Origin of the sequence: Pseudoalteromonas sp. A3 (assembly GCF_025942345.1) — a bacterium.
GTDB lineage: Bacteria > Pseudomonadota > Gammaproteobacteria > Enterobacterales > Alteromonadaceae > Pseudoalteromonas > Pseudoalteromonas atlantica.
The window spans coordinates 138,534-145,916 of sequence record NZ_JAPCKL010000010.1; the positions used below are offsets into that span (position 1 = coordinate 138,534).

The window sequence follows — 7,383 nt, forward strand, 5'->3', positions numbered from 1 at the left end:
AACCCGCTAAGCACGCTAACGCCACTTAGCGTGCTATTTGAAAAATTAATGTCTTTAATATTTAACATTGCCTGTGTAGAGTATTTAAAACAATTAAAGGGTTATGGCTATGACGGGTAAAACGCTAATTTTTAATTTTGATGGTACTGGTGGCGAGCCTCGCGATGCAGAGCAATTTAGCTCAGACCATTTTAAAGAAGACAGTAGTATTTCTAATATTCTTAAGCTGCATTTATTATTAGGCGGCAAACTCGATGACTCCCCCACCACTCCATTTACAAACCAGCTTAGTTTTTATTATCAAGGTATTGGCACTAAAGGTAGCCGCTTAAAACGTATTTTAAACCAAACTTTAGCGCCACGTGGTGACGATGTTGCCAGTATTTTAAATCAAGCCATGAGTGATTTTAAAGCGCATTACCAACTAGGCGATACCCTTTTACTTACCGGTTTTAGCCGAGGCGGCGCACTCGCTAGGCGTTTTGCAAAAATCCTAGAACCTTTAATTAGCGATAATGTTTACGTATGTGTATTTGATACCGTGGCCTCAATTGGTTTATCGAAAGTCAGTAAAGCAACGCGCGGTGCCGAGCATGTAATATTTGAAAACCACACCATTGCTAATAATATTTCGCAGGCACTGCACTGCGTAGCACTTGATGAAAAACGCCGTGCGTTTGAACCCACCCTAATGAACCATCAAAATAATATTACCGAGCTTTGGTTTGCAGGGGCGCATTCAGATATTGGCGGCGGTTATTACCGCGATGGCCTAGCTGATATTTGCCTGCGCTATGCGCTTGAATGGTTAATTGAGCAACCACTTAATATTAGCTTATTAACCAGCCACGATATTGACTACGAAACCTTATTGCCTGGCAGTAAATTAGTTGACCAAGACGATGTAACCGTAACGCCCGATCCTCTGGCTTTAAGTCATCAGCAAAATTACTTTTGGTTTAATCCCTTTTTTAAATTGGTGGATAGGGAGTGCTATGTACTTATTGATAACGAAGCCAGCAACCTAGAACCACATATACATCAAAGCGTAGCTACACGAATTAATAAACTAACTAGCTATCGCCCAGAATCGCTTAAAAACCTGCATTACAAAATTAGGTATAACGATAACAGCACATTAAGCTTTACTGGTTTAAGCCAACACATTGCCCTTGAAAACCAAAACATGAGTGTATTACAAGTTTCGCAAAGCCAAGATGTTATGGTGTTTGCCAGCGAGGCACATAACAATACAGGGCTTATGTTAGTTGAAGGCGCAACTTATCAGTTTGAACCCTACCCCAATCAATTTTGGTATGACGACGGCATAAAATGCACCGCGAGCGGCTGGCACCGCGATAATGTGCAATTAGGGGTTAAAGAAATCCCTATGGCATTGCTTGAACCATTTAGACGACTTCCAAGAGCGCAGTGGTTCTCTTTGGTTGGCGCAATTAACAATAACGACGAATATTTATTTGAAATAGCCAATGGCGCTACAGTAACCATTACTAAATCAGGTGAATTTAGCCCCTTTGCCAATGACTTAAGCCGATTTTACGGCGCCAATGCAGGAAAAATAAAAGTAAAAGTAACCCGCATAAGTTAAATGGGCTGTAATCGCGCAGCTTGCTGGCGTTTAAAAACAATGCTTTAACCGAGGTATAAAGTGATTGTTTCACCACCGAGAAGCGAAGGAGAATACCTAGAGAAGTGACTAAACGTTACGGGTGTTTTCTCTGTGTAGCGCGAAGCGCCTCGGTGTACTCGGTGGTGATATACAGATAACTTATACTAATTTACTTTGGCTGCTCGTTTACTTCTCTCTCTTCTCTTTGTGCATTTTTGTATTAAAGATCAATAAATCGCTAAGAGGTTTAGAGACGCTTCGCTTTTAGAGAAGTAACTTGCATCTCGCGCGAGCAAGCTTCGCGCCGACAAAATTAACACCGAGGTAAATTACCTTGTAGACGCGCAGCTTGCTGGCGTTTTAAAAGCAACGCTTTTACCCTAGTGTTAACCCCCTTAATTTGAGGCGGCTAAGTCCGCTTCAGCGTCGGCAAGCATAGCAAACTCTTCATCTGCACTTTTAGCGACTAAATGCTTAGCGCTATAGCCAAAGTAATAAGCTGCACCAATCACAAATAGCACTACGGTGTATAAAAATGCACGAGGGTCAAACGCATACACACCCGTTAATGCAATAAGCGATAACACTAGCGCAATACCCGATGTAACCACGCCACCTGGCGTTTTATACGGGCGAGCTAAATTAGGTTGCTTAATACGTAACATAATATGGCTCAGCGCCATTAACGCATACGATACCGTTGCACCTACCACCGCCATGGCTAGCATTAAATCGCCCTCGCCACTCAGTGAGGCAATAAATCCAAAAATAGCGGGTACAATTAACGCACGCGCGGGCACTTTGCGCTCTGTAGTAATTGATAACGAACGCGGTAAATAGCCCGCACGCGAAAGCGCAAACACTAAACGGCTATAACCATAAATAATCGAAAAGAACGACGCGACCAATCCCGCTAAGCCTAAAATATTTACCACAGTGGCTAAGCTTGTATTGCCCGTGGCGTTAAGCGCATCAACTAAAGGAACTGCACTGGCGCCCATTGCGTTTGCACCACCGGCAGCAGGAACTAATACCACAACAAGTAAAGCGGTAAACAGTAAAAATAAGATAGCGCCAATAATGCCTTTAGGTACATCTTTAGCTGGGTTTTTAGCTTCTTCGGCTGCAAGCGGCACGCCTTCTACTGCTAAAAATAACCACATAGCAAAAGGTAATGCAGCCCACACACCATACCAACCAAGTGGTAAAAATTCATTTGCACCTGCGGCATTAGTTACCGCAACATCAAATAAATTAGCCGCGTCAAAATTAGCAATTAACGCCACAGCAGTGGCAATAATAGCCAATACTGCTAAGCCACTTATCACCATCATTACTTTTAGCGCTTCACCCACACCCGCTAAGTGAATACCTACAAACGTTAAGTAAAACAGTGCATATACCCACGGGCCATTAAAACCCGTTAACGCCTCAACCGCAGAGCCAATAAATATAACAATGGCGGCGGGGGCTAATGCATATTCAATTAATACCGCAAGGCCAGTTAAATAACCCCCGGCAGGGCCCATTGCTTGACGCGCAAAACTGTAACCGCCACCTGCCGCAGGAATTGCTGCCGACATTTCAGCAAGCGATAACACCAGCGTTAAATACATTATTGCCATTAACACGGCAGCAATGGCAAATCCGCCCCAGCCGGCTTCGGCTATGCCAAAGTTCCAGCCTGCAAAGTCGCCCGAAATTACATACGACACCCCTAGCCCTGCAAGCAATAACCAGCCCGCAGTGCCACTTTTTAACTGCCTTTGTGCAAGATACTCTTTATTGTTATTAGACATGTTGACCTCTTTTTATAGTTTTATTCCGCGATTAAAAAATTTGTGGTTTGAACCTGATGCTCTATTACATCGTCTTGTGTTCTGTCTTTTAAGTTAACCCCAGTAAGCCCGCACTTTTTGGCCTCTTGCAGTAAATATACGGCTCTTCGGGCAGCCTCAAAGTAGCTAAGCCCTGCAGGGCGAATGTTAGAAATACAATTACGGCAGGCATCGTTAAGCCCTGTTTTAGGCTCCCACGTTAAATAAAGGCCAAGGCTGTCAGGGGAGCTAAGCCCTGGGCGCTCACCAATTAATACCATTACAACTTGTGCGTTTAGCAGCTCGCCAATATCATCACCAATCGCTACGCGGCCTTGCTCTACTAGGGTAATTGGCGCAATTTTATAAGGTGAGGGCTCAGTAGGAAGCTGCTTTAAAAGCTCGCTTATATATGGCGCTGCGTTTTTTTGTACCGCCAGCGACGAAAGCCCATCAACTACTACAATGGCTAAATCGTATTGTGCCTGAGTACTGCTTTGCCTATTTTGCATAGTGTTTAAAAGCGTTGTACGCCCTGCTTGGTTTAGCTTTCGGCCTAAATCGGGGCGCTGTAAATAGGTAACGCGATCAACAGCCTCACTTTGTACACTTAGCGGTTTTTCAACCTCGCTAAGCGCATCAATAGCACTGAGTGTTTTTGTCATTTCGCTAATATCTAACGGAAAGTTAACCGCATCGCGCGCCTGAGCATGCGATAGCTGAAACGCTAGCATTTCAGATGTAGGTAAACTAATGCCTGCCCGGCCGAGGCCTATACGGGCATCGGTAAAACGACGTAAATCGCTCCATGGGTTTTCAACCACTTTGCCATTATCGTGATCGTTGCTGCTTTGCGTGTTTATGCTTTTAACCGCTTTCATTACATCCCTCCTTGTACTGCTTTTAATGGCTTAGCAAAGGCAGTTGGTAAGGTGTTCGATAAAATAGTCTCGGCGGTATTTTCCATAATTTGCATTTTGCTAAGCCACGCTTCAAATTCTGGCGCTGGGCGCGAGCCTAAAACTCGGCGCACATATAAGGCATCATGAAATGAGGTAGTTTGGTAATTAAGCATAATGTCGTCCGAGCCTGGAATCCCCATTACAAACGAGCAACCCGCCACGCCTAATAAGGTGAGTAAGTTATCCATATCGTTTTGGTCGGCCTCGGCGTGGTTGGTGTAACACACATCGCACCCCATAGGTATGCCTAAAAGCTTGGCACAAAAGTGATCTTCAAGCCCTGCGCGGGTAATTTCTTTACCATCAAATAAATACTCGGGGCCAATAAAGCCTACAACAGTATTAACTAATAAAGGGTTAAACTTACGTGCTACAGCATAAGCACGCGCCTCACAGGTTTGCTGGTCAAGCCCATGGTGTGCATTAGCCGAAAGCGAGCTGCCTTGCCCGGTTTCAAAATACATTACATTATTGCCAACCGTGCCACGCTTTAAGCTCAGCGCAGCATCTTGCGCCTCAGCTAGTGTATTTAAATTAAAACCAAAGCTTGAGTTAGTAGCTTCTGTACCGCCTATTGACTGAAACACCAAATCAACCGGCGCGCCTGCTTCTATGCACTCTATGGTGTTAGTTACATGGGTAAGCACACAGCTTTGTGTTGGAATTTCGTATTTTTGAATTACATCATCCATCAGTGTCATTAACTTAATGGCTTGCGCTACGTTGTCGGTGGCGGGATTAATACCAATTACCGCATCGCCATTGCCGTATAAAAGCCCATCGAGCATACAAGCAGCTATACCATTTATGTCATCGGTTGGGTGGTTAGGTTGCAAGCGGGTTGATAAATGCCCAGGCAAACCTATGGTGTTTCTAAACGCGCTTTTTACGTGGCACTTTTTAGCAACAAGTATGAGATCTTGATTACGCATTATTTTACTTACCGCAGCCGCCATTTCAGGGGTAATGGCTTGCCTAACACTTGCAAGTACCGCAGGCGTTGCAAAATCACTTAATAACCAGTTTCTAAAATCTCCCACGGTTAAGTGCGATATAAGCTTAAAAGCGTTTGCGTCGTGCTCGTCAATAATAAGGCGTGTAATTTCGTCTTGCTCGTAGGGAATAAGTACATCGTTTAAAAATGTTTTTAGCGGTACTTCGGCCAATGTCATCTGCGCTACAGCGCGCTCTTGTGCCGATTGTGCAATAACTCCCGCTAACCTATCACCCGAGCGCTGCGGCGTAGCTTTAGCCATTAACTGCGCTAAGCTCTTGAATTGATAAGTATGTGTTCCTAAAGTATAACTGTACGTATGCCCCATGATTTACTCCGCATAACTAATATTACAAACCTTGGTATAGGTCTTGCCTTATATAAGCTATAAATCAATTTTGAATAGTCACAAGAAGGCTTAATTTGTACCAAGTGGCTATCGAATTTTGGCAAATCGTTTTTTATTATTTTATTTCAGTAAGTTAATGCCTTTATTTGGCATTCACTTAAACTAAAAATATGTTTACTTTAAAAGAGCATCACCTATATGGCGCAGCAAGGCAGCAACAACGCACCACAAAAGAGCAAGGTATACACGCACGATATTGACGAGCAAGCCCATAACCTTACTCAATGGCAGCAAAAGTACGACCAAGTAAGCGATGGCCGCTTTTATGGCTGTATAGAAGGCGTAAATTACAACGATATTCATGCTTTTAAAGAGTACACCGAGCGTGCGCTGCGCCAGCAATGCAACATAGCCCCTAACTCTATTTGGCTTGGCATACCGAGTCAGTCGCAGCAAAGTAAAATTAATGGCCTTGATGTAGCGAGCAATCAGTTTATGTGCCGTACAAGCAATAGCGACTTTGAACTAATTACGCCTGAGCAATTTGATATTTACGGTTTGGTTATTGATTGGCATTCAATTGAGTACATGGCGCAGTTACAAGGCGTAACTATTAAAAACCTATTATCTGCACAATCTGCTCGTTTAACGGTAAGTGATTCATCACTGCAAACAGCAAGGCAAATTATTAATAGTATGGTTGCCTGTAAGGGCTTTGGGCTTAAACCAGAGTCACAGCAAGATATGCTTAGTATGCTAGCACTGCATTTACTGCAAGCCGATAACCCGCAGCAAAACATAGCCCCAAGCTATAAACACCGTAAAGCGGTGGTCGATAAAGTAAAAGAGTACGTGGCAGCCAACCCACAAAAAACTATTACTATTACAGAGCTTTGCGAGCTTACTTTTGTTAGTAGGCGCACGTTGCAGTACAGTTTCGAAAGCATTTTAGGTATTAACCCGCTTAGATTTTTGCGTTTAACTCGACTTAACAATGTAAGGCGCGAGCTTAAAGTGGTTGGACAAACTAAGCCTATATCAATCATAGCGGCCAATTGGGGGTTTTGGCACGCAGGGCAATTTACTAAAGATTACACGCAGTTATTTGGTGAAAACCCCTCTCAAACCATCGCCAATAATTTAAAAGAAGGCGCCTTTGAGTATTAAATGCTGCGCATTGCGCGCGAGCAAGCTTCGCGCCTACAACTTTCACTTCTCATTTTCTCCTCATTCCCTTCTCTTTGTGCATTTTTGTATTAAAGATCAATAAATCACAAAGAAGTTCAGAGGCGCGTCGCTTTTAGAGAAGTAACTAACATCTTGCGAGAGCAAGTTTCGCGCCTACCGACAAAATTAACTCCGAGGTAAATTACCTTGTAGAGGCGCACCTTGCTGGCGTTTAAAAGCAACGCCTTAACCGAGATATAAAGTGATTGTTTCACCACCGAGAAGCGAAGGAGAATACCAAGAGAAGTGACTAAGCGTTACGGGTGTTTTCTCTGTGTAGCGCGAAGCGCCTCGGTGTACTCGGTGGTGATATACAGATAACTTATATGTATTAGTTCAGACAAGATCTGACACATCAACTTGAAAAAGTGAGAGTTACCCGTTTTGATAAAAGGTGTCGAATC

General features: G+C 43.6%; 5 protein-coding genes. 2 read left to right on the top strand and 3 right to left on the bottom strand.

Annotated features, from left to right (window positions below; genetic code table 11):
• Window positions 1-109 precede the first annotated feature (109 nt).
• The gene (locus OIZ54_RS16055; RefSeq protein WP_264390820.1) at window positions 110-1,609 is read left to right on the top strand and encodes a T6SS phospholipase effector Tle1-like catalytic domain-containing protein; all 1,500 of its coding nucleotides are present in this window, start codon (window positions 110-112) and stop codon (window positions 1,607-1,609) included.
• A 416-nt stretch (window positions 1,610-2,025) separates the two neighbouring features.
• Here the strand turns inward: OIZ54_RS16055 and eat are convergent, their stop codons facing one another.
• Genes eat through OIZ54_RS16070 form a run of 3 tightly spaced genes read right to left on the bottom strand, consistent with a single transcriptional unit; the run spans window position 2,026 to window position 5,731 of the window.
• Window positions 2,026-3,429, bottom strand: a complete 1,404-nt coding sequence (gene eat / locus OIZ54_RS16060; protein WP_264390821.1) for an ethanolamine permease — start codon at window positions 3,427-3,429, stop codon at window positions 2,026-2,028.
• Window positions 3,430-3,449: 20 nt separating this feature from the next.
• Window positions 3,450-4,328, bottom strand: a complete 879-nt coding sequence (gene eutC / locus OIZ54_RS16065) for an ethanolamine ammonia-lyase subunit EutC (RefSeq protein WP_264390822.1) — start codon at window positions 4,326-4,328, stop codon at window positions 3,450-3,452.
• On the bottom strand, window positions 4,328-5,731 hold the full coding sequence (locus OIZ54_RS16070) for an ethanolamine ammonia-lyase subunit EutB (RefSeq protein ID WP_264390823.1): 1,404 nt from the start codon (window positions 5,729-5,731) through the stop codon (window positions 4,328-4,330). The genes eutC and OIZ54_RS16070 overlap by 1 nt, the downstream gene beginning before the upstream one ends.
• A gap of 219 nt (window positions 5,732-5,950) precedes the next feature.
• Between OIZ54_RS16070 and OIZ54_RS16075 the strand changes: the two genes are divergently transcribed.
• A complete protein-coding gene (locus OIZ54_RS16075; protein ID WP_264390824.1) occupies window positions 5,951-6,919 on the top strand; it encodes a helix-turn-helix domain-containing protein in 969 nt (322 codons plus the stop codon).
• Window positions 6,920-7,383: the final 464 nt, after the last annotated feature.